Source organism: Aquidulcibacter sp. (genome assembly GCF_044346625.1).
Classification (GTDB): Bacteria; Pseudomonadota; Alphaproteobacteria; order Caulobacterales; family Aquidulcibacteraceae; genus Aquidulcibacter.
In genome coordinates, this window is the sequence record NZ_JBIIYV010000048.1 from 1 (window position 1) to 22694 (window position 22694).

Below are 22694 nucleotides of genomic sequence, written 5' to 3' on the forward strand. Positions count from 1 at the left end.
GTCCTCAAGCTGGTTTGGCACGCTTGTGAGGTCCTGGAGAGATTAGCCTTGAGGCAGGCGCGAACGCCCTGACGGTCGCGGGCAGAAGCTTCCCGCGGGCACAGGCGCATCACATCTGCCATACAGGCTTTGCGCACATCGTCTCGCTGCTTAGTGGTTGGCGTGGCTTCGCCCGGACTTGCTGCCAGCACAGACAGGATAGACGCCGCGATACTCAATCCAATCATCTGACACACCTCAGCTACATTTATTGACACTTAGCATGTCAATATGGTGTCGACAAGCAGGTCGGCTGGTAGTTTGACTTGCCATTTTGGCTTTTTAAGGCAAGAGATTAACGATGCCTTCTGCAACGATCCTAAATATACGTTTCCCATCCGATCCGCCTAGCGACGGCCGTCGTGCGCGCAGTCAAACCAGTCGCGACAAGATCGTTTCTGCTCTCCTTCAACTGGTAGAGGGAGGCGATTTGTCCCCCAGCGCGGCACGCGTTGCTGAAGTCGCCGGTGTCGGCTTGCGGTCGGTGTTCCGCCATTTCGACGATATGGATACGCTGTATCAAGAAGTGAGTGAGCGGGTTTCGGCAGAAGTTATTCCGCTCCTTGATGAGCCTGTGACCGGGGTTGTCTGGAAAGAGCGGCTTGTGAACGTTGTCGAGAGACGCACCACTATTTTTGAGCGCATCCACCCCTTTCGGCTTTCGACAAGTTTTAAGCGCTTTCATTCAGCTTTTCTGACCGAGGAATATCGACGAACTTTGCAATTGGAAGCCAGTACGGTGGAAGCCTTGCTGCCGGAACATATTCTGGCTGACGACTTATCTACCCGCAGCATCAAAGTGGTCTTGAGTTTCCAAAACTGGCACGCATTGCGGTTTGAGCAGGATCTATCGATTCAAGAGGCGCGCGAAGTCGTAACCCGTCTTTTGGACGACATTCTATCCAGACTGGCGGATTAAGAACCTTTTGGTCCTAAAGGCCCAGTTCATGCCATCGGGCCAAATAAATCTTGAACCAAGGCGCATAGAGCTGCGGGTTTGCGGAGGCATCCGCTTTGAGTTCGCGCACGTCTACCCACCGAACGTCAGCTACTTCTTCCGGAGCAAGGTCAAAGGCGAGATTCTGGCTTGCAACATCCGCGCGGTACACCTGAACGCGCTCATGCTCGATCAAATTATTGGAGACTTCTGCATAATACTCAACCACACGCGCTGGCTGGAGGTCGAGCTTGAGGCCAAGCTCTTCAAATAATCGGCGGCGTGCACTGTCTTCTGGTGCTTCGTTCCAGTGAGGATGCGTACAGCAGGTATTCGCCCATAGGCCGCCGCAATGATATTTGCTGAGTGCTCGCTTCTGGATCAAAAGTTTTGGACCACAAAAGACAAATATGGAAACGGCGAGATGCAAAGTTCCATCTTTATGTGCTTTAAGCTTCTCAATCGGAAATAAAAGGCCATCTGACCCAATAGCTGGAATGACTAGCGGGCGTGACGGTTCGCGCGGCTTTTGGGACAAGAACGGCTCAACTGGGGTCGCTACAAGATGGTTCACTTTGTCGACTCCAATGAAGTTGGGCTTGGACCCTTGTCCTCGATTGATTTTGCTTCTGATTTCTGCACGCTCTTACTCGGCGAAGCCCACCGCCACAACGCAGCATCTTGAACTGGCAAGACCATAAAGAAATGCTCCAAAAGAGCTAAGGCAGCCAAGGTGAATAACAAGACAAAGCCTGTTGCCATGGCCGAACCTTCGCTGGCCCGATCGGCTTGGGTCATGAGCCAGGCGCACAGAATAAGCGATCCTATTACTGAAACCGGCATTAACGCGTTCATCGGGCGCTTGGGCAAATAGGATTTCAGATGCTCTAGATGTGCCGGGAAGAATTCATCTGTCAGGTTGGGAACGCCAAGAAAGATGTTGAGTTTGGCGCTAATCCGCATCGCGAACAAGATGCCAAATGTCCAAGCCGCTACTGGGTTCGGGTGGCCCCAGGTCAGACCAATCAGTGCCAGAAGCGTTAGAAAAATCGCGATCTCATGATGGATGACCGTCAAAGTCGCAAATTTAAAGCGCGTCCAGCCTTTGGCATCGGGCGGGCAAGCCGCTGGGCGGGGCCCAGTAATCTTGCCCATCAGGAAGCTTGCTTCATGCCAGCCCCAGATACACAATGCGCAGCCAGCCGCAATGTAAGCCGCCAATGTGGTATCGTCACCCGCTGTGATAATCACGCCACCGGTGGCCACCGCTACGACCAAAGCAAACAGGCTGAGCGCAGTGCCGTAACTCTTCTGCGGTAGCCGCACCAGCAACAGAATAATGCCCGTACTGAACCACCAGGCGAAAACTGTGGTTACAATCGGCGCAGCAAGGGTGGCGAGGTCCATTAGCGGGCTCGCTTAGTACGAAAACTGAAGCGGCAGCCTGCCATCATCTAGCCTCTGGCGTGGCCAAAAATCGAGCAAACGCCCCCTCATTGGTTGGACCAAAGGCGCGCAAATCGATCTCCTTGCCTGTTGTTGGATCAGACATCGTCAAGCGCTTGTTCGGGTATAAGGACAGGTTGAACGGTACCTCAGCACCAATATTGCGCACTTTACGATCACGCACAAAACCCCGCATCACAGCGCGGATAAAAGCATCTTCGCCAGGCACAATGACGTCCAGCGTCGCACCCGTCGTGGCATTGCGTACGATGACAGAGCCGTCAGCTTCATCGGTAAAACGCAACTTGAGCACAGTGCTGGGAATAGGCGCTGAAACAATTGAATCTATTGGCGGATTGAGATTCTGATAGCGCCCCACGACTGCAGCGACCAGCGACAAAGCGATCAAGCTGCCCGCAGCAAATAAGGCCGCTTTTGGAAATGGCTCATGGTCAATTGCACTCATGGTAACTTTCCTTCCATTGGACTTAAGGCGTTTGTGAAGCGCTTGGGCCCGCCTTGCCGAAGCCAGGCGGGCCCAAGGCAAGTCAGGCGAGAGCTGGTTCTGCCCCAATGCCCGCACCGTTTGACGCCTTTGAGACATCGTCTACGCGTGGGGTAGTGGCATGTGTTTGCTCATGGGTGAGGCGCAGTGCTTCGGCCAGAACGGCTGCAGGCTTGGTTGCGTCGCGGAGGCAACGCAGCGATGGTTGCGGCTGAACAATGAAGCCAGGACGGGCATGGGGCCAAAGCAATACGACCGAGATTTTGTTGGGCTTCATCAATTGCAAAGCGACATCGCCACTGCCGTCCGCCAATTGGTTGACTGCAGCGCTCTCAATAATCTTGTAGGGGATATTGATTGCTTTGGTCATGGCTGCGCCAAATCGCATGACCAAGCGGCGATTGGTCAATGTATAGACCGTCGTGCGGCTATTCAAATAGGCCAAGCCCACCAGTAGGCCTAGACCGACCATGCCGATCGGGGCTACCCAAGCCGCGGCCAGAAGCGCCGCGCCAAGGTCCTGGCCATCGGCGGTTCCCTCAACGACGCGCCACATCATCAACAGCACGAAATAAGCCGCGACCCAGTCAACTCGGAATACGCGTCGTGCCATCAAAATCCAGTCAGGCTCCCCCTGCCAGAGGATAGTTTCACCCTGTGGTAGATCGCCTGGCAGGCCGCGAATGGGTTCAAAATCGTGTTCGACGCTCATAGTACTGGCTCCGACCGATCAGGTGTGGAGTAGAGATAACCTGCACCAAAGTAGCCAACGATCTTTTCTTCTTCGAGCAAGGTCACTTGGTCTGGATTGGCCAGAGTTGGCGCGCCTGCGACTTGGCTACCCAAGACTGCATCAAGGCGAACCCGGCTGAGGTTCTTTTGCACGACGCACATAGTCATTGGCACGAGCACATGCTTGGTCGGCCCACCTTCAGGCGTGACATCGACTTCAAGATAGCGGACGAGGAATTCGGCCCGGTCTACCCAAATGTCTTTAATGGCCCCGGCGGCTGACCCGTCGAGACCCACCAAAGCAAAGCCGCGCAGGTCCGGATCTTTCTTGTCGATCGAATAATCGGTTGCGATGCGCAGCGGTGCAAGGCGCGTCGTGCCATGATTGGTCATGTCTGGCGTATCCGCGCGCATGGCATAAGCGCCTGGACCAACGCCTGCCGACAACGGATTGCCGTCGGGCTCAATTGGAGTGCCAGACCACGCAGCTGTCCGCTTAAACTGGGTTACATGGGTGTCGCGAGATGCGTCTGGTTTGACCAGCTTACTACCGTCAGGCATGTGAAAGGTCTTTGGCGTGGAGGGAAAAAGCCCGCCTGGGGTAGATTCCAGAGCGCCAGTGACATCATCCTCAAGTGGGAAACCTTCGCGCCGACCCTCGCGCAGAAGGTAAAGTACCAACAGGAAGAAAAAGGCAAAGAAGAGATAGAGAACTATCTCTGTGACATCCACGGTCCCCGCGAAATATTGGTTATACATGTCACTTCTCCATCGTAGTTAGAGGGTTGGGAATTCCGAGAGCCCAAAACGACGCTCCCCTGTGTTGTTGGTCTCTTGTGCTTCTCGAATTCTTGATGGGCCCGGCGCGTGCTTGGCGAGCGGACCGATCGCCACGAGAGCTGCAAACAGCAGTCCGATTTCCAAATGATAGACAATGCCATAGCTTGTCGCTGGGCCGCTGAACGCCGCTCCCAATGCCCCGGAAGCAGTCATTTGAGCGCCGAGGTCGCGAATGCCGCCACCAAGCGCTATACCAAGGCCGGCCGCTGTAGCCTGCACGCCGCCCCACGCCCCAAGAGCGAGCCCGGACTGCTGACCCTCACTGGCCAAAGCCATGGCCGCAGTCAGCGTACCAATCGAGAACAAGCCGCCGCCCAAGCCGATGCCGATCACGCCTAAACAGAAGAGAGGGGTCAATGAAAGCGCCCCGGCCAAGATGACACATGCAAAGGCCACAACGCCGATTAGGGCACCATAGCCTGCGAGCCGATGGGCTTCGCCGTCCCGGCTCAGTTGTTGGGAGGCAAACGCAAAACCGGTCAAAGTCCCTGCAGCCCAAAGGGCAGTCAATGCGGTTGTGGAGCCGACATCCATGCCGAGAACTTCAGCGCCATAGGGCTCTAACAGGACATCCTGCATCGCAAAGGCACCAGCGCCAAGGCCCGTTGCAACAAGCAGGCGAACCGTGCGCCCCTGCTGCATGAGCAGGTTCCATTGGTCCTTAAAGACAGGCCTTATACGGTCTGGTGCCGTCAGGGCGGGATTGCGAATCTCCTGCTTCCACACGGCGACGGCATTTAGGATAAACGAAACAACCGCTGCGCCTTGAATGACTTGGATCAGGCGCATAGCGTTAAAATCCATCAACAAGCCGCCCAGAATCAGAGATGAAATCAGCATGCCCACCAAGAGCATGACATAGAGGAGTGCCACGACGCGCGGCCGGGTCTCGTCCGTTGCAAGGTCGGTTGCCAAGGCCAAGCCTGCTGTCTGGGTGGTGTGCATCCCGGCACCGACGAGCAAGAAAGCAAGTGCCGCTCCGATATGTCCAAAGATGATTGGCCCTTGACCATCGCCTGACAGGATCAGCAGGGCGAATGGCATAATAGCCAGTCCGGCGTATTGCGCCATGGTACCCATAAAAACAAACGGCGTGCGACGCCAGCCCAAGTAAGACTTATGCGTGTCAGATTTAAAGCCGATCAGGGCGCGCAATGGTGCAAACAAGAGCGGCAGGGACACCATCAAGGCGACTAAAGTGCCACTCACGCCAAGCTCGACAATCATGACCCGGTTGAGTGTCCCGGTTAATAGGACCGCGGCCATCCCCGTAGAAATTTGAAACAAGGATAAGCGTAGTAGCCGGCTAATCGGCAAATCTTTGCTTGCGGAGTCTGCAAAGGGCAGCATGCTGACAAATAACTGACGCCAGGCAGCAGCAATTTTCTCGGCCTGGGGCGTCATGTTTGTTGCCCTGCCCAATTGGAGCCTGACGCTGCATGGGAAGACGACATCTGCCCGCTCTGCGAACTCGTATCACTTTTCTTGCCTTCAAGGCGCGCTACGCGCAGTTTCCAAAGGAATTGCGCAGCATTTATCACGTAAGTTCCATAGGCAGCGACCGCGATGTAGACCTGTTGTTCAGGGGTCCACCAGCCGTTGAGAAGCGCGACAACGTAAAGAGTTTGGAGGGCGAGGACCAGCATCGAAAAGACGTCTTCCCAGAAAAAGGCCTCAACAAAGAGCCATTCATCAAAGACTATTTTTTCCCAGATCGAGCCCGTAATCATGATAGTGTAAAGCAAGAATGTCTTGATCAGGATGGAGATCGTTGCCGCTTCATACCCTTTTCCAGTGCCGAGATAGTAAGCGACTAAGCCCAGACTGATCAGGAAAACCAGAAATTGTAACGGTGCCAAGATAGCCTGAACCAAAGTCCAAGGTGTCGCATCACGTCGCGCCCGCTGCTCAGGCGTGTAGAGCGGCTTTTTTGCCGATTTAGACCGTTCTGCGGTCGCCGGACTGGCCGTACTGACAGGAATGTTGGACAAAACACAGTCAATACCTGCTTGATCCGCACTGAAAATCTCGGCCGCATGAACCCCTTCACATCTCGCACCCTGCTCTATCGCAGGCGCAGCTTCGCACTCGCAAAATGAATGCGAAGACACTGATTTTGATGAGATATGCAAGGAATGCATTCTTGATTTCCGGCAGCGTTCGACGAAAAGTGTCCACGCCATCTCTCAGTTTCGCACGCCCACTTTGATTGTCAAGTTATTTGGACGCCTAATAAAACTGACACTTTTTGACTTTTGGGGATAAATTTTTCAATTTGGCTCTGGCCCATATTGAATCTTCGTGTAAGTTGATGGAACCAGAGGTCAGATAAAGCTTAGAAAATAAGGCTGCTACACTGGTTTGGGATGACCTGATGATTGAATTCCTCGTAAGGCGGGAACCAACAACAGGGGGCAGCGCGTAGCTGGACGCGCACGAGACGGTGTGACTCCGAAAAAGATCTGGAGAAGCAAAATGTCCAATCAAGACACCTTAGTGCACTTGGACCCCAGAAACCACGGCCAAGAAGATATCAATCAAGGCTCAGCGCCAGCTTGGAAAAAAACTGAGTCCGCTCCGGCGCCTAGCGGCGACAAATCAACGGACGTGAAGATTATGGAGTTGCTGGCGCAGATGGTAGAAGGGGACATTATTCCTCGACTCATGCTGGCCCACAAAACCCATCGCGACCAAAACCTCGGACAGGTCTCCGGCAAAGAGCCGGGGCAGACCGCCGTGATTGATCTCGCCCATATCCTGCTCACCCATGAAGTCGATGATGTTGAGGTTATTCTGCAGGCCTATTTGAATTCTGGCCTCCGCTTGGATGAAGTTTATGTTGATCTGATGGCTCCGGCAGCTCGGCATTTGGGCTCCATGTGGGAGGATGACACTGCGTCATTCTCAGATGTCACGATTGGCCTTGGTCGGCTGCAGACACTTTTGAATCGGTTGAGCGACGCTGATCGCGACGAAAAAGATATTCGCGCAGACTTGGCATCGGGTCTTTTTGTGACGCCAGCGGGCGAAATGCACAGCTTTGGCATCCGCATGGTGGACGAATTGTTTAGGCGTGCGGGCTGGCGAACCCTGTGTGAGCCCAATTCACGCATCAATGACGTCTTGGCAATTGTGGGCAGTGAGAGCTTCCATATCCTCGGAATCGGCATTTCTGGCGACGCTCAGGTCCCATTTGTCAAAGAATTGATCCGTCAGGTGCGTAAAGTCTCACACAATCGCCATATTCTCGTGATGATTGGTGGTAGCCACATTGTTGGGCGGCCTGAAATGGCAGCAAGCATCGGGGCCGATTTCTCTGCTAGTGACGGCAGAGAAGCTATCGCCATCGCTGAAACAGTCATATACGAGCACACTCACAGGCATTAACCGTTTATGCTAGTTTCAAGGTTTTTATCGCGCATATGGAACATACCCCCGCCAATCAAAACTTCGGTCCATTGCTGCAACCGGCAGCGCTTGGCGACTTAGAGGCTTCGATTGCAGTTAAGGTTCTGGCTGCGGGTGGCGATGTGGCCATTGTTATAGACCGCGATGGTGTGATTTGCGATTTGGCCGTCGCCAATTCAGACCTGCAGCTCGATGATTTTGAAAGCTGGGTAAATAAGCCTTGGTCAGATACGGTCACGCAGGATAGCCGTCCAAAGGTAGAAGAGATGTTGCGTGATGCAGCGTCCGATAAAGCGATCCGCTGGCGCGAGCTTAACCACCCTTCTCGTCGGGGCGATTCTGTTGCCTTACGTTATGTGGCCGTCGGCACCGGGGATGATGGTCGCATTATTGCTATTGGCCGTGACCATCGCGCCGCATCCGTCCTGCAGCAGCGTCTGTTGCAAGCGCAGCAGTCGATGGAGCGGGACTATGCGCGGATGCGCACGTCTGAATCGCGCTATCGTATGCTGTTTCAGTCGACCAGCGAAGCTGTTCTCATCATTGACGGCTCTACCCGTCGTGTCGCAGAGGCCAATCCAGCAGCAGACCGCCTGATCGGTGGAGATGGGTCCCTTGTTGGTAAGCCATTTTCGCGTCTGTTTGCGGTGCAAAACCAAGAAGATGCGGCGTCACTTCTTTCGGTCGCTCAGGCTTCAACCAGCCGCTCGGCTCCGCAAACCAGCCTGACATCAAATGGTCGACAGTTGAATGTGAGCGCCTCCCTCTTTAGGCAGGACCGCAGCATGCACTTCCTGGTTCGGTTGGTTCCCGCTGAACGATCTGAGCCCATTGCAGTAGACAGTAGCCATCGTATGTTGGCGTCGATTAACCTCCTGCCAGATGGTCTAGTGGTCACAGACCGGGAACTGAATATTCTCACAGAGAATTCGGCCTTCCTCGATCTGGTTCATTTGCCAACTCCAGAGCAGGCCAATGGCGAAACCCTGACACGGTTTTTGGGTCGGCCGGGCGTTGACCGCAATATCCTACTCGAAAACCTTGTCAAATATGGCGTCGTCCGCAATTTCCCGACTGTCTTGCAAACCCAATTTGGTGAATTGGAAGATGTCGAAGTGTGCGCGGTATCGGTTCCTGAGGGGGATGACAGCTTCTATGGCTTCAGCATCCGTCGCGTCAGTCGCCGCGAGATGGAGCGTGGCCAACAGCCATTAGAACTTGTTCGTTCCCCGGCGGATATGAGTGAGCTGGTGGGCCGAGTTTCTTTGAAGGAAATCGTGCGCGACACCACTGATTTTGTTGAAAGGCTTTGCATCGAAGCAGCCTTGGATCTGACTGGCAACAATCGCGCGTCTGCTGCAGAGATTTTAGGCGTCAGCCGCCAAAGTCTTTACTCAAAGCTTCATCGCTTTGGCATTGGCAATTTTGACGACGACACCCAATAGGGTTGTTCCCTCGTTTGATCGAGCCATTGCTTAGCAAGCTGCCAGCGATTTCCGATTTTGGAGCATGGCTTGATCTTTTTGGATCAACGTTGCGATAGGCACATAAGTTCGAGCAACAGCTATTGCCCGAATGTATTGAAAACAAAGTCATTTTCAGAAATTCCCTGCTGATCAAATAGTGTCGAATTTAATTGACACTATTGAGTGTCCAACATAGGCTTGGCCTATGAACGAGACAGCTGCACCCTTGGTCCGATCCAACTTTCCAGCGCCCAAAGCGGTGCTAGAGCTGTTCAAACCTATTACCTGGTTTGCGCCGATGTGGGCCTTCATGTGCGGTGTCGTTTCCACCGGGGCCCCGTTTTCTGAAGTGTGGCCTTTGGCATTGGCAGGTGCAATTTTGGCGGGGCCAATGATCTGTGCCACCAGCCAAGCTGTGAACGACTGGTTTGATCGCCATGTCGACGCGATCAATGAACCTAATCGTCCAATCCCCTCTGGGCGAATTCCTGGTCGTTGGGGTCTTTGGATTGCGATGGTTTGGACAATTGTGTCCCTCTTGTTCGCAGCCACATTGGGTCCTTGGGTTCTGGTGGCCGCGGCACTTGGGATTGTGCTCGCTTGGGCCTATAGCGCGCCGCCGTTCCGCCTTAAGCAAAGTGGCTGGTGGGGGCCTGCCTCTGTTGGATTCTCCTATGAGGGTCTAACTTGGTTTACCGGTGCCGCAGTTGTCACCCAAACCCTGCCTGACATAAAAATTCTATTGCTGGCCGGACTTTATGCGGCAGGCGCACACGGCATCATGACCCTGAATGACTTTAAAGCCGTTGAGGGCGACCGTCAGCTGGGGCTTAGATCTCTGCCAGTTGTTATGGGGGTCGATGGTGCGGCTCGTTTTGCTTGCTTGGTGATGGCTGTCCCTCAGGCCGTAGTGGTGGGTCTGCTCATCTATTGGGGTCTGTGGCCATACGCCGCTGGCGTTTTGATTGCTTTGCTTGCCCAGTTTGCCTTGATGCGCCGCCTTTTGAGCGACCCCTTGAAACACACGCCTTGGTATAATGCGACGGGTACCAGCCTTTATGTGTTGGGTATGCTGGTCAGCGCCATTGGCGTCGGCTCTCTGCTTGGAGGAAATGCATGACCCAACCTTCACACAAGCCTTTAGGTTGGCTTGGCATTGCCCGTCTGGGGCTTGTCCAAAGCGCGCTTGGCGCAGTTGTGGCGCTTACGACCTCGACCCTGAACCGGGTAATGGTGGTCGAGATGGCGATGCCAGCTATGCTACCTGCGGCCCTCGTTGGCTTGCACTTTGCCGTGCAGATCACCCGGCCACACTGGGGCTATGGTTCAGATTTAGGTAGCAGACGCACACCCTGGATTATCGGGGGCATGGCTTGCCTATGCCTTGGCGCGATAGCTGCCACCCATGCCGCTTTGATGATGGCAAACACGCCTGAACTCGGCGTCTTGCTCTCCGTTATAGCGTATCTCATGATTGGGATGGGCGTCGGCGCATCCGGCACTTCGCTTCTGGCCCTATTGGCAACGCGTGTCGCCCCCGAGCGGCGCCCGGCTGCAGCGTCTATCACTTGGATCATGATGATTGTTGGGATCGTTGTTTCGTCCATCGCGGTCGGTCAATTGATTACACCGTTTAGCGCACAAGCTTTGACTTTTGCGGCGACAGCTGTTGCCGGTTGTGCCTTCTTGGTAACCTTGGCCGCTGTCCATGGTGTTGAGTTGCCGAAAGGTGCTGTGGTGGCGGAGCCTGAAGCAGCAGAGGAGGCTCTTGAGCCTGTGCCGTTTCGTCAGGCTTTGAAGGAGATTTGGGCAGAGCCATTGGCGCGCAATTTCTCGATCTTCGTGTTCGTGTCGATGCTGGCTTATAGTGCGCAGGACCTCATTTTGGAGCCCTTTGCCGGCTTGGTCTTCCAAATGACGCCTGGTCAATCGACCCAGCTGTCTGGCGTTCAGAATATGGGTGTTTTGTTGGGCATGATTTTAACCGGGGCGATTGGCGGGCGCCGCTCGCGCTCAGGCAAGAACCGGCTAGCAACATGGGCGGTCTTTGGCTGCATAGGCTCCGCGCTTGCGCTTTTGGGTTTAGCAGCTGCAGCTGAAATTGGCCCTGGCTGGCCCCTTAAGCCAACCGTCTTTGCCTTGGGCTTTGCAAATGGCGTTTTTGCCGTCGCTGCCATCGGCTCCATGATGGGGCTAGCAGGGAGCGGGCAGAAGTCGCGTGTTGGCATTCGAATGGGGATTTGGGGGGCCGCTCAAGCCATAGCCTTTGGTCTTGGCGGCTTCTTTGGAGCCATGGGCGTTGATGGTTTGCGGGCGGTATTGCCTGAAACGGGCCATGCCTTCCTCGTTGTCTTTGTCATTGAAGGCGCTCTCTTCCTGGTCGCGGCTTATCTCGCCAGCCGCCTTGATCACCAAAAGTCGCGCGCCTCCGCGCAAATAGATGGGCCAACCCAGCTTATGGGACGGGGCTCCCCCCTGACACAAGGATAAGATGATGGCCAAGCCCGCAGAATTTGATGTCATAGTCGTGGGCGGCGGCCCTTCCGGGGCAACGGCGGCGACCGATCTTGCATTGCTAGGTCATCGTGTGATGCTGTTGGACAAAGCAGGTCGGATCAAGCCGTGTGGTGGAGCCATTCCGCCGCGCCTCATGCGCGATTTTGATATTCCAGCCTATCTTCTCTGCGCCCACGCCAATGCCGCCCGTATGATCGCACCCAGCGGCAAAACGGTCGATATGCCGATTGAAGGCGGCTATGTCGGCATGGTCAATCGCGATACATTCGACGAGTTCCTGCGCGAACGGGCTGCCCAATCAGGTGCCGAACGGCGCAAGGGTGAGTTTGAACGTTTGGAGCATCAAGCCGATGGGCCGAGCCTAATCCATTATGTCGATGGCGAAGGCCAAGCTCAACAAGCCACTGCCCGCTATGTGATTGGAGCGGATGGCGCGCGATCTAAAGTCGGCAAACAAACCATCAAGGGTGCCGAGAAAATCCCTTGCGTCTTTGCTTATCATGAAATTATCGCTGTGCCGGAAACAATATCGGGCGACTTCGACCCAAGCCGGTGTGATGTCTATTACCAAGGCCATTTATCGCCAGATTTCTATGCCTGGATCTTCCCGCATGGATCGACCGCCAGTATTGGCGTCGGAAGCGCACACAAAGGCTTCTCACTGCGCGGTGCCATCAAGGATTTGCGCGCGGCATCAGGTCTTGACGTCTGTGAGACGGTGCGAACCGAAGGCGCGCCCATCCCGCTAAAGCCACTCAAGCGTTGGGACAATGGGCGCGATGTTCTTCTGGCCGGTGACGCCGCAGGTGTTGTTGCCCCATCGTCAGGTGAAGGCATCTATTATGCGATGGTCTGTGGTCGCGAAGCCGCCAATGCGGTTTCAGAAGCACTCGGTACCGGCAAAGTCTCGGCGCTTAAGCTGGCCCGCCAGCGTTTCATGAAGGCGCACGGCAAAGTCTTCTGGGTTTTGGGGATCATGCAGCACTTCTGGTACCGCAGCGACAAGCGCCGGGAGCGATTTGTCCAAATCTGCGACGATCCCGATGTGCAATATCTGACTTGGCAGGCCTATATGAATAAGGAATTGGTGCGGGCTAAGCCTGCGGCCCATGCCCGCATTTTCTTTAAGGATATGGGCCATTTGCTGGGTCTCTCGCCTTCGTGAAGGCGCAGGCACAAGCCCGAAATGCCTGATAATTTTCCGCCCATACTCACCCACCTGTTTGTCTCCGGCCTTGCGATAGACGTGGCATTGGCGGTGGTGGTTTTGGAATTTCTGGTCCTCTGCCTGTTCGGAAAAAGCGGGACCTTGGGGACGCGTGCGTTCACCCTTATTCTGGCCCTAGGCCCAGGTGCGTGCCTGATGTTAGCTTTGCGGGCAGCCCTGACGCAATCCAGCCTGGTTTGGGTTGCTTTGTTTCTTGCCCTCTCGTTACCGCTTCACCTAACTGACCTTGCACGCCGCAAGATATAGACGCGTTCCAGCGCACATGAAAAAGGCGGGACGCCAATGCATCCCGCCTTCTAGACTTATAGCCTGCCAATTTAAGCTGGCCGAGACTGGCTATCCAACTTAGTTGGTGTGAGTCTTCAGATAAGCCACCAAATCTGCGCGCTTCTGCGAATCCTTGATGCCAACAAAGGCCATAATGGTGCCTGGGATGCGAGCTTTTGGGTTCTCCAGATAGGTGTAGAGTTCTTGCTCGGTCCAGGTGATCCCGGACTTCTTGTTCGCTTCAGAATAACGGAAGCCGGCAACTTGGCCTGCGGTGCGGCCAATGATGTTGTGCAAGGATGGGCCAACTTTGTTCACACCAGGGGTTACGACGTGGCAAGTTTGGCACTGACGGAAAACGGCTTCACCCTTGGTTGCGTCGCCAGACAGGGTCGCACCTGCTTTATCCGTGATCGCCATGACCATGGCACCAGCGGCAGGAGCCGCCGCAGCAGCGGCAGGAGCCGCAGCATCAGCTGCCGGGGCTGCAGCTTCGGCGGCAGGCGCGGCTGCTTCAGCCGCAGGAGCGGCAGCAGTTTCTGTCGCAGCAGGCGCTGCAGCTTCAGTAGCCGGGGCAGGTGCTTCTGCCTTCTGGCTTGCTTGTTGTCCGCAGCCTGCTACCAGAGCCAACGCCGCGAGCGAGACAGCAATTCCAGAACCCAAAATTCGTCTTTTCATGGTTTTTCCTCTCAAAATCGGCGTCGAAGCCTTCTGATGTTTTTACTATAGAGCGAATTCGCTTGAGGTCCAGAGACACGAACCTGTGACTGACGTAAAATCCGCCAGTTGGATCGTGGTGAGTTGAGGCGACTTTGTTTCGATTCTATTTTTGACTATTTACGGTACTACCAAACGGGGAGTTCCTATAAGTTCCAAAGTCTCGAGCGACTTTTTTGAGCGGATCCGTGTTAGAGTCACAATCAAGAACATGGCTTAGCCTGGTCGATTTCACCGCCGCCCCTTGGTTCTTGACTTGCTATAGAACGGGTTGTCGTTATTGATTTGGATGCAAGGCAGCGCCACTTGAAACCAAGGTGGCCCTAGCAGGTTATTTATTCGGAGACGTCAGATGGATTTTGGTCAACGCGTGCGACATAGTCTGGCTGGTCTCAAGCGTGTGGTTACACCAATGCCCGCCAAGGACCCATTTGCCGCGGCGGAGGCCGCCCCTGCTGCTGCGCCAGTCACCGCCAAGCCAAAGCGGGGTTGGCAAGCTTTGGCAATAGCCGGTGTTTTGGTCACTGTTCCGATCTATTACATTTTGGGGGCCGTCCTTACCCACCGAATCAATGATGATCTGAATTTTAAGGCTGATGATCCAGGCCCAGGTGCATCGCGCACTATTGCCGTCATCGCTGGCCTGATCGACCGTGAAATCAATCAAACCGCCTGGGCTCCCAATACCCAGCCTTTCCAGCCAGCAGCCCTCCTGCGCTATGGCGGCAACATGGCCAATTTCCAGTCGGGTATGGTCAAGGCTTTGTCCAATATCACTGTAGAGATCGAAAGCTATGTTGGCCGTTCGCGCGGCACCTCGGCAGCCGATCCAGATCTTGGCCGCGCGCGGCAGGGCTTGTCACGTCAGCCGGACACGTGGTTGCTCGACCCTTGGCCGACCTCCTCTGCGGATCAAGAATACCGCAAAGCGCGCACTGCTTTGATCGCATATAATGCGCGCGTCGCGGACGGTAGGGCGGTTTTCGATGAGCGCGCGGACAATTTGCAGGCCTTATTGGCGCGATCGGCCCTCGACCTCGGGTCGTCCTCTGATGCCTTAGAGAAGCAGATAGGCGCAGGTCGAAAGGTCTTTATTGATCGGCGGGCCGACAAGTTATTCTATTTTGTCAAAGGCCAATCCTACGCCTATTTCATTGCTTTGCGCGCCGTGCGCGAAGACTTCAAAGATGTAATTGTAGAGCGCAGGGTAGCAGGTTTGTATGATGCGATGCTAGCAGATCTTGCTACTGCCGCCAGCTTACAGCCCTTGATCGTGCAAAATGCTTCACCCAATGCGCTCTTGATGCCAAACCACTTGTCGACCGAGGGCTTCTACCTTCTCCGCGCGCGCTCGAAAATGCGCGAGATCACCGACATCCTGCAACGCTAACGGATAAAAGACATGGGCGAGCGCAAACTTCTCTGTATTGCTGATGACAGCCCAGAGTGCCGGGCCGCTGTCTACTTTGGGGCGCTTCGGGCTGCCAGCACGGATGCGAAACTAATTGTTCTGCGCGTGGTGGAACCAATGGATCCAGGGCTATGGTCAGCGATGGGCGAAGCGATGCGGGAGCGTATGCGCCTCGAGGCTTTAGACGATTTGCAAAAGCTATCCGATGTTGCGTGGCAGGCTGCAGGTCTTGCACCTGAATTGGTGGTGCAGGAAGGAACGTTGGATCACCAGATCCGCGCCTTTATTGATGCAACGCCTAGCGTGAAAACCTTGCTTCTTGCCGCTGCAGCCGGGCGCGGTGGGCCGGGGCCTTTGGTGGCTGCAGCCATGCGTGGCGGCTTCGGCTTTGGAGCCCGTGCGGTGGCTATCATGATTGTGCCAGCGGGACTAAGTGATGAAGAATTGGCAGACCTTGCGACCTAGAGCATCCAAATCCCCCGCCCAGTCCTAATAGACGTTGAATTTCTGTACCAAGAGGCCCATGTCTAACCCATGTTTATTCAAACCGAAGCAACCCCGAACCCCGCCACTTTGAAGTTCTTGCCCGGCCGCGATGTGCATCCTGCCGGGGCAATCGAATTTAACGACGCTGAGGCCGCCGCTGCGTCACCGTTAGCTGCCGCCTTGTTCAAGATTGACGGGGTTCGCCGTGTCTTTTTTGGTGCTGATTTTATCACGGTGACTAAGGATGCTGAGACCGAATGGCCCCATATTAAGCCATCACTGTTGGGTGCCATCATGGACACCTTTGTCTCGGGTGCGCCGGTGATGACACACAGCGTCACCGCTGAACCCGCTTCTTCGGCTGGTGCCTATAGTGGCGATGCAGCACAGATCGTGCGCGAGATTGAAGAATTGTTGGCGACGCGTGTACGCCCCGCTGTTGCCCAAGATGGCGGTGACATAGATTTCGATCGATTTGAGCCCGAGACAGGAACCGTCTATCTGCGCCTGCGGGGTTCATGCGCCGGCTGTCCATCCTCAACCATCACCTTGAAGCAAGGCATTGAAAATATGCTCAAGCATTATGTCCCGGAAGTTTTGCGGGTTGAGCAGGCTTTGTAGGCTTATTCCTGTTTTGAAGGGAGATCGTGATGGGCGTGTTAGACGATACAGCTTTGCACCAATTGTTTGTCGATGCCCGCACCCGCAATGGCTGGGTTGAGGAGGCTTTGCCTGAAAGCTTGATGCGCGCTGTTTATGATCTCACGAAATGGGGACCGACTAGCGCGAATTGTTCGCCCGCACGGTTTGCCTTTATTGGCTCGGCGGAAGGTAAAGCAAAGCTAAAGCCCTATTTGGCACCCGACAATGTCGACAAAACCATGTCGGCACCTTGGACCGTGATCGTGGCGAGTGATCCAAAGTTTTACGAGAAAATCCCAGAGCTGTTTCCCCATAATCCCGATGCTGCCAAGTGGTTCTCCGGCATGCCAGATGGTGGCGCGGAAGCCGCTTTTCGCAATGGCACACTCCAAGGGGGCTATTTAATGTTGGCGGCCCGCGCACTGGGTTTGGATTGTGGCCCAATGAGCGGCTTTAATAATGCGGGCGTCGATGGTGCCTTTTTCAAAGAAAATGGCTGGAAATCGAATTTCCTGGTAAATTTAGGTCATGGAACAGATAAAGACTTGTTCCCGCGCTTGCCTCGTCTGTCATTTGAGACCGCTTGCCAAGTTTTGTGATCGGAAAATGATCGACAGCGCAAGCAAAATAACCGAACAATAGAAATATGTCTGTATCAGAAATCCCCGCCGGAGAGGCTGTCGATCGTGCTGAACCGTTGCACGAGGCGATTTATCAAGAATTGCGGGCCCGCCTCTCGCGTGGGGCATTTGCGCCGGGCGATAGTCTCAGCCTGCGGTCGCTGGCAACCGAGCTGGGCGGCAGCGTTACGCCTGTGCGGGATGCTGTCTGGCGGTTAACGGCAGAGCATGCCCTTAGCATGGGAGCAACCCGGCGGATCACGGTGCCTGAAATGGACCGGACCGGGATCGTGGAATTGATGCGCGCTCGCACGCTGTTGGAGCCAGAGGCAGCGGCAAAAGCGCTACCCTTCATTACCATCAACCACCGCCAAGCGATGGCAGAAGCCAATGACTCTATGGATGCGGCACTAAGGCAGGGTGATATTGTCGGCTATATGGCCAGCAACCACGCATTCCACTTCGGCCTCTACCGTGCATGCCCTTCAACGGTCATTATCCCAATGATTGAGAGTATTTGGGTCCGGTTCGGTCCCTTCATGCGGCTGATGTTTCCCGATGCGGTTAATGAACTTGATCTATCCGATCGCCACGGCGATGCGCTGAAGGCGCTTGAAAGTGGAGATGAGGCGGGATTGCGAGCAGCGATTGCCGCAGATGTACAAGATGGCCTCGACTGGATGATAAACCGCATTTAATGCCGTTTTTGGCTTGACCAAGCCCACCCCTAGAACGTTATAACAAACTCTGAGGTGGAATGTGCCGATCGTCAGGGAGAAGTTGAGGGAGTTTAAGGCGCGCGAAAGCGCTGCTTATCGGCTAAGCCGACCCCTGTCTGCCGCGCGCGCGAACCAAGAGAACGGCTTTTTCGGCGGGGTGCCCCAGCATTGGATGTTGGACTGGCCGATGCCGTTTCCCTTAGTGGTCCAACAAGCGAGCGGAACAAGCCTGACTGACCTTGACGGCCATGTGCTGACCGATCTTTGTTTGGGCGACACGGGTGCCATGTTCGGTCACAATCCCGCCTCCGTTGCTAAGGCCGTGCAGGCACAAGCATCGCGAGGGCTTACCTCCATGTTGCCATCTGCCGATGTTGAAGAAGTCGGTAGCCTCCTGCAGGCTAGGTTTGGCATGCCATATTGGCAGATTACTTTGACCGCGTCAGATGCCAATCGCTTTGCCCTTCGTGCTGCGCGGGCCATCACCAAAAGGTCGAAGATACTCGTCTTTGACGGCTGCTATCACGGGGCGGTTGATGAAACTGCGGTTAATCTGACGGCAGGCCAGACGGTGGCCAAGCCCAGTCTCTGGGGCCAGGCTTATGATTTGGCGGCCGTAACCACCTGTGTGCCCTTTAATGACGTGGAGGCGCTGGCTGCTGCATTTGTGCCGGGCGACATCGCATGTGTGATTATGGAGCCGGCTTTGACCAATTGCGGCATGGTCGCGCCGGCGCCAGGCTTTCTGGATGAGGTACGCCGTTTAACCCGCGCGCATGGTACCCTTTTGCTGATTGATGAAACGCACACCCTCTCCACCGGACCTGGCGGCTGGACGGGGACTTTCGGCCTTGAACCCGACATCTGGGTTGCCGGTAAAGCCGTTGCAGGGGGCATACCAACCGGCGTTTGGGGTTTTACCGAAGAGGTGAAGCTTGGGATTGAACGGGTGCGCGCTGAAATCCCATCCGGGCATTCCGGCGTTGGGACAACTTTGTCGGGCTCGGCCTTGCAGATGGCAGCGCTGCGGGCATGCCTAGAGAACGTCATGACCGAGACCAATTATGCCGCCATGATTACCGGGGCCATTGCGTTGGAAGATGGTATCACGCGCTTAATCGCGCATCTTGGTCTGCCGTGGTCGGTTATTCGGTTAGGTGCACGATTAGAGACCGTCTTTGCGCCCAGCTTGCCCACCAATGCAGAACAAATGCGGGCGACCTTTGATTATGACCTTGAGGCTGCGATCCATCTTGGTCTGTTAAACCGCGGCTTCTTGGTGACGCCCTTCCACAATATGCTGTTGGCGGGACCAAGCCTATCCAGAGAGGCACCAGCAGCTTATGTTGCGGCTCTCAATTCAATCCTTAACGAGATTATTTAGCGGAAATTGGTGAACCATGTCGTTTGAAACAGACCCTAGCATCCACAAGCGTCTCGAGGCCTGGATCAAAGAGAAAGGCGTTTCTGAAATTGAGCTGATTTTGCCGGACATGAACGGCATTATCCGGGGTAAAGTTGTGCCCGCCGCGCGTTTCTTGAAGGGCGTGTCTAACCACACGTTGCGGATTGCTTCTTCGATCTTGCGTGTAACGGTGACCGGCGAATATCCAGATGCTGAGTCCGACGATGAAGATGGGTTTTCTGGCACGCTCGATCCAGATTGCGTGCTTGTCCCCGATCCTTCCTCGATCTGTGTTGCACCAGGCTATAGGACCCCGACGGCCTATGTGGTGACAGATGCGTACACCCATGCTGGCAAGCTGATTGATATTGCCCCACGCCAAGTTCTGCGCCGGGTGCTCGACCTGTATGCCGAGCGCGGTTGGGAACCCGTCGTGGCACCCGAAGTCGAATTCTTCCTGACGGCCCGAAATATCGACCCCGATCTGCCGCTTGAAACCCCGGTCGGACGGTCGGGCCGCGCCGAAACCGTGTCTCAACCCTATGGCCTTGAAGCGATCAACGAATATGAGGATCTGATCGAACAAATCTATGAATATTGCGAGATTGCGGAACTTGATATCGACACGATGATCCACGAAGCCGGTGCCGCGCAGTTGGAGGTAAACTTCAACCACGGAGATGCGCTGGAATTGGCCGATCAGGTCTTGATGTTCAAACGCATCGTACGCCAAGTGGCGTTATCGCAGAATGTCTATGCGACCTTTATGGCCAAGCCGATGGATAATCAGCCCGGCAGCGCCATGCACATCCACCAGTCTTTGGTGGATAAGGAGACGGGCCGCAATCTGTTTGCCAATACCAATGGCACAGACAGCAAATTGTTCCGCTCGTTCGTCGGTGGGCTGCAGACGTATCTTCCCGATGTTGCACCTCTCTTTGCGCCGAATGTAAACTCGTTCCGCCGGATGCGACCCCAGTTTGATGCACCGATCAATGTGCAATGGGGGCTAGATAATCGCTCCTGCGGTCTGCGCACGCCTATCAGTGATGGCCGCAATCGACGTGTTGAAAATCGTCTACCCGGGGCCGATGCCAACTCTTATCTCGCCATCGCCTCGTCGCTGGCCTGCGGTTATGTTGGCATGGTGCAGGGGCTAGAGCCCGGGCCCCTGATCACCACATCAGCTTACCGGATGCCCCGCTCGCTCCCACGCACCTTGGATGAGGCATTGGGGCGTTTCCAAAATTGTGAACCCATGCGAGAAGTCTTGGGTGAAGATTTCTGTCGCGTGTTTGCAGCCGTTAAGCTGGATGAGCTTGATGCATTTGAAGGGGTCGTGTCGGCCTGGGAACGCGAACATTTACTCTTGAAAGTCTGAGGTCCTGTTTTGTCTAAAAAGCCAACCCAACACACGTACGGCATTGCTGCCAAAGCAGAGGCAGAAGCCTTTCTGGCCGCAAATCCCGGCATCAGCTTTATTGATATTCTCTATAATCCTATGAGCGGTCCACCGCGGGGCAAGCGCATTCGTCCCCATGAGCTTTTGACCGTCTATGGTCATGGCCGCTATTTGCCCGGTTCCATAACCGTGGTGGATATGCAAGGAGCCGATTGCGAGGCAACCGGGCTTGTTTGGGAAGATGGGGATGCCGACCGCTTGGCTAAGCCCGCGCCAAATACCTTGTTCAAAGCGCCTTGGTTAGGCGAAGACATCGCCCAATGCGTGTTGTCGCTCTATGAATTGGATGGACCAGGTAGCGACCTTGATCCACGCCACGTTCTGCAGCGTGTTTTGGACCGTTTTGCTGCTGACGGTCTAACGCCTGATGTGGCCTGCGAGCTTGAATTCTATCTTCTGGACCAGCGTTATGCCGGCCAAGCCCCGTCCTTGCCATCCTCGCCGATCACTGGCCACACGCCGTCCGGCCATGAAGTCTATGGCCTACGCGAGCTTGATGACTACATGCCCTATTTGCGTGACCTCTATGACGCGGCAGAAGCCCAGGGCTTGCCGATTGAAGCCGCGATCAGTGAATTCGCTCCAGGGCAGTTAGAGATCGGACTGGAACATCGCGCGGATGCGCTACGGGTTGCCGATGAAGCCATGATGTTTAAGCGCCTCGTCAAAGGCTGTGCAGTCAGCCATGGCCTTGAAGCGACATTTATGGCCAAGCCCTTTGAAGGGCGCGCCGGCAATGGTCAGCATTTGCACGTCTCCGTCCTTGATCAGGATGGCCGCAATATTTTCGCTAGTGAGGATCCCCAAGGTACACCAGCGCTGCGCCACGCAATCGCAGGGATGCAGCAGCTACTCCCAGCAGGCATAGCAATTTTCGCGCCGAACCAGAATTCTTACCGCCGCTTTGTTGGCAATTCCTATGCCCCGGTGGCGGCTACCTGGGGCGTAAACAATCGGACAGTTGGCTTGCGCGTTACAGCAGGGCCGCCAGCGAGCCGGCACGTCGAACATCGTGTTTCAGGAGCTGATGCCAATCCGTATCTGGCGCTGGCTGCTATGTTGGCGGGCGTCCACTATGGCCTGACAAATAAGCTCGACCCCGGTCCCGCAATTGCGGGCGATGGCTATGCACAGGCTGATAAGGCCCCCGTAGATTTGCCCAAGAATTGGTTTGCGGCTGTGGACACTTTTGCATCATCTGAAGTCCTTAAAGACTATCTGGGTGCCCGTTTTCAAGCCATGTATACCATTGTTAAGCGAACCGAGCAGGACCGCTACTTTGCACATGTTCCGCTTGCGGATTATGATTGGTGTTTCCGGAACGCCTAAACCACAGATGTAACTTGAGAGGGAGATACGTGAATGACTGAACGACCACTATCACGTGAAGAAGTTGATCTGTTCCTGCGACTTAGACCCCATTCGCGCCGGGCCTTCATGGCCGCTTTCGGTGCAACGGCTGCGGCGCTCACGCTTTCAGGCTGTTCGCCTGCCGAGCCTGAAGCGAAATCGGATGGCAAGTTGGTGATCGAAGGCTCGGAAGGTAATAAACTCGCCTTCTATAATTGGGACACCTATATCGGCGAGAACACCTTGGCAGACTTCAAGGCCGCCAGTGGCGTTGAGGTCAATATGACCTTATTTGCCACTAATGATGAGCTGTTTGCCAAATTTCGCGCCGGCAACCCTGGCTTTGACCTTATCATGCCATCCAATGAATATGTGGCTCGCATGATAGAGGCTAAAATGTTGGCCCCCTTGGATCATGCCAAAATCCCGAACAAGAAAAATCTGTTGCCAGAATTCCAAGATGCAGACTTTGACCCCGGTCGGAAATATTCCATGCC

Annotated in this window: 25 protein-coding genes; 16 read left to right on the forward strand and 9 right to left on the reverse strand. The window is 55.1% G+C overall.

Features of this window, described 5'->3' with window-relative positions; genetic code table 11:
* Positions 1–227: hypothetical protein (locus tag ACIQ20_RS11800; protein ID WP_395780536.1), on the reverse strand; the 227-nt coding region annotated here is incomplete at its 3' end.
* Positions 228–340: 113 nt separating this feature from the next.
* On the opposite strand from ACIQ20_RS11800, the gene ACIQ20_RS11805 reads away from it, so the two are divergent.
* Entirely contained in the window at positions 341–958 is a 618-nt protein-coding gene (locus ACIQ20_RS11805) for a TetR/AcrR family transcriptional regulator (protein ID WP_395780538.1), read from the forward strand.
* 13 nt (positions 959–971) lie between these two features.
* Here the strand turns inward: ACIQ20_RS11805 and ACIQ20_RS11810 are convergent, their stop codons facing one another.
* From ACIQ20_RS11810 to bchF, 7 genes are all read right to left on the reverse strand, one after another.
* Positions 972–1550, reverse strand: coding sequence for an isopentenyl-diphosphate Delta-isomerase (locus tag ACIQ20_RS11810; protein ID WP_395780540.1), 579 nt, complete (start codon positions 1548–1550; stop codon positions 972–974).
* A complete protein-coding gene (gene puhE, locus ACIQ20_RS11815; RefSeq protein ID WP_395780542.1) occupies positions 1547–2383 on the reverse strand; it encodes a putative photosynthetic complex assembly protein PuhE in 837 nt (278 codons plus the stop codon). The genes ACIQ20_RS11810 and puhE overlap by 4 nt, the downstream gene beginning before the upstream one ends.
* Before the next feature lie 43 nt (positions 2384–2426).
* Positions 2427–2888, reverse strand: a complete 462-nt coding sequence (gene puhC, locus ACIQ20_RS11820) for a photosynthetic complex assembly protein PuhC (protein WP_395780544.1) — start codon at positions 2886–2888, stop codon at positions 2427–2429.
* An 82-nt stretch (positions 2889–2970) separates the two neighbouring features.
* Positions 2971–3639, reverse strand: a complete 669-nt coding sequence (gene puhB, locus ACIQ20_RS11825) for a photosynthetic complex putative assembly protein PuhB (protein WP_395780546.1) — start codon at positions 3637–3639, stop codon at positions 2971–2973.
* Positions 3636–4418: a photosynthetic reaction center subunit H gene (gene puhA / locus ACIQ20_RS11830; RefSeq protein WP_395780548.1), complete on the reverse strand. Its 783-nt coding sequence runs from the start codon at positions 4416–4418 to the stop codon at positions 3636–3638. Before puhA ends, puhB begins: the two co-directional genes overlap by 4 nt.
* 18 nt (positions 4419–4436) lie before the next feature.
* Positions 4437–5903 (reverse strand): BCD family MFS transporter, encoded by a 1467-nt coding sequence (locus ACIQ20_RS11835; RefSeq protein WP_395780550.1) that lies wholly within the window; start codon positions 5901–5903, stop codon positions 4437–4439.
* Positions 5900–6490, reverse strand: coding sequence for a 2-vinyl bacteriochlorophyllide hydratase (gene bchF / locus ACIQ20_RS11840; RefSeq protein WP_395780552.1), 591 nt, complete (start codon positions 6488–6490; stop codon positions 5900–5902). The genes ACIQ20_RS11835 and bchF overlap by 4 nt, the downstream gene beginning before the upstream one ends.
* A 484-nt stretch (positions 6491–6974) precedes the next feature.
* Between bchF and ACIQ20_RS11845 the strand changes: the two genes are divergently transcribed.
* The 6 genes from ACIQ20_RS11845 (at position 6975) to ACIQ20_RS11870 (ending at position 13364) form a co-directional block, all read left to right on the forward strand.
* Entirely contained in the window at positions 6975–7886 is a 912-nt protein-coding gene (locus ACIQ20_RS11845) for a B12-binding domain-containing protein (RefSeq protein ID WP_395780554.1), read from the forward strand.
* 35 nt (positions 7887–7921) lie between these two features.
* Positions 7922–9352 (forward strand): transcriptional regulator PpsR, encoded by a 1431-nt coding sequence (gene ppsR / locus ACIQ20_RS11850; protein ID WP_395780556.1) that lies wholly within the window; start codon positions 7922–7924, stop codon positions 9350–9352.
* Positions 9353–9578: 226 nt separating this feature from the next.
* Positions 9579–10493 carry a chlorophyll synthase ChlG gene (chlG, locus tag ACIQ20_RS11855; protein ID WP_395780558.1) on the forward strand — a complete coding sequence of 305 codons (915 nt, stop codon included), beginning with the start codon at positions 9579–9581 and terminating at the stop codon, positions 10491–10493.
* The gene (locus tag ACIQ20_RS11860; protein ID WP_395780560.1) at positions 10490–11863 is read left to right on the forward strand and encodes a BCD family MFS transporter; all 1374 of its coding nucleotides are present in this window, start codon (positions 10490–10492) and stop codon (positions 11861–11863) included. The genes chlG and ACIQ20_RS11860 overlap by 4 nt, the downstream gene beginning before the upstream one ends.
* Positions 11864–11867: 4 nt before the next feature.
* Positions 11868–13055 carry a geranylgeranyl diphosphate reductase gene (locus tag ACIQ20_RS11865; protein ID WP_395780562.1) on the forward strand — a complete coding sequence of 396 codons (1188 nt, stop codon included), beginning with the start codon at positions 11868–11870 and terminating at the stop codon, positions 13053–13055.
* Between the two features lie 21 nt (positions 13056–13076).
* Entirely contained in the window at positions 13077–13364 is a 288-nt protein-coding gene (locus ACIQ20_RS11870; RefSeq protein ID WP_395780564.1) for a hypothetical protein, read from the forward strand.
* Between the two features lie 99 nt (positions 13365–13463).
* Here ACIQ20_RS11870 and ACIQ20_RS11875 read toward each other — a convergent pair whose 3' ends face one another.
* Positions 13464–14063: a c-type cytochrome gene (locus ACIQ20_RS11875; protein ID WP_395780566.1), complete on the reverse strand. Its 600-nt coding sequence runs from the start codon at positions 14061–14063 to the stop codon at positions 13464–13466.
* Between the two features lie 391 nt (positions 14064–14454).
* On the opposite strand from ACIQ20_RS11875, the gene ACIQ20_RS11880 reads away from it, so the two are divergent.
* The 9 genes from ACIQ20_RS11880 to ACIQ20_RS11920 form a co-directional block, all read left to right on the forward strand.
* Positions 14455–15492, forward strand: a complete 1038-nt coding sequence (locus tag ACIQ20_RS11880) for a DUF2333 family protein (RefSeq protein WP_395780568.1) — start codon at positions 14455–14457, stop codon at positions 15490–15492.
* Positions 15493–15504: 12 nt separating this feature from the next.
* Positions 15505–15978, forward strand: coding sequence for a universal stress protein (locus ACIQ20_RS11885; protein WP_395780570.1), 474 nt, complete (start codon positions 15505–15507; stop codon positions 15976–15978).
* Between the two features lie 69 nt (positions 15979–16047).
* On the forward strand, positions 16048–16620 hold the full coding sequence (locus ACIQ20_RS11890; RefSeq protein ID WP_395780571.1) for a NifU family protein: 573 nt from the start codon (positions 16048–16050) through the stop codon (positions 16618–16620).
* Positions 16621–16649: 29 nt separating this feature from the next.
* Complete coding sequence (locus ACIQ20_RS11895; RefSeq protein WP_395780573.1) at positions 16650–17240, forward strand: malonic semialdehyde reductase; 591 nt, start codon at positions 16650–16652, stop codon at positions 17238–17240.
* 47 nt (positions 17241–17287) lie between these two features.
* Positions 17288–17959 (forward strand): GntR family transcriptional regulator, encoded by a 672-nt coding sequence (locus ACIQ20_RS11900; RefSeq protein ID WP_395780575.1) that lies wholly within the window; start codon positions 17288–17290, stop codon positions 17957–17959.
* Positions 17960–18020: 61 nt separating this feature from the next.
* Positions 18021–19364, forward strand: a complete 1344-nt coding sequence (locus ACIQ20_RS11905) for a transaminase (RefSeq protein WP_395780577.1) — start codon at positions 18021–18023, stop codon at positions 19362–19364.
* A gap of 16 nt (positions 19365–19380) precedes the next feature.
* Positions 19381–20766, forward strand: a complete 1386-nt coding sequence (locus ACIQ20_RS11910) for a glutamine synthetase family protein (RefSeq protein ID WP_395780579.1) — start codon at positions 19381–19383, stop codon at positions 20764–20766.
* Between the two features lie 9 nt (positions 20767–20775).
* Entirely contained in the window at positions 20776–22176 is a 1401-nt protein-coding gene (locus tag ACIQ20_RS11915; protein ID WP_395780581.1) for a glutamine synthetase family protein, read from the forward strand.
* Between the two features lie 33 nt (positions 22177–22209).
* The coding region (locus ACIQ20_RS11920; protein ID WP_395780583.1) for a PotD/PotF family extracellular solute-binding protein at positions 22210–22694 on the forward strand (485 nt) is incomplete at its 3' end.